A 272-nucleotide genomic window follows, 5' to 3' on the forward strand; every position below is an offset into this window, starting at 1 on the left:
CGTGCCGAACGCGAGCGTGACCATCGCGAGATACGGACCCGACACGCGCAGTGCGGGCAGCGCGAGAATCGCGCCGAACGCGGCCGTCACGACGATCGCCATCGGCACGGTCACATAGAACGGCATGCCAAGCTTGATGAACAGCACACCCGCCGTGTAAGCGCCGACGCCGAACAGCCCCGCGTGTCCAAGCGACACTTGCCCTGTGTAACCGACCACGATGTCGAGACCGAAGAGCAGGATCGCGTAGATCATGATCGTCTCGACGAGGT

The 272-nt window shown here is 63.6% G+C and carries 1 protein-coding gene; it reads right to left on the bottom strand.

What is annotated here, in order from left to right; all coding sequences use genetic code 11:
* Positions 1–272, bottom strand: a 272-nt coding sequence (locus SB753_RS37325; protein WP_410805175.1) for an ABC transporter permease subunit, incomplete at both ends; no start/stop codon positions are given.

The sequence above is a fragment of the Paraburkholderia sp. SIMBA_053 genome (assembly GCF_046534895.1).
Taxonomy (GTDB): Bacteria; Pseudomonadota; Gammaproteobacteria; order Burkholderiales; family Burkholderiaceae; genus Paraburkholderia; species Paraburkholderia caledonica.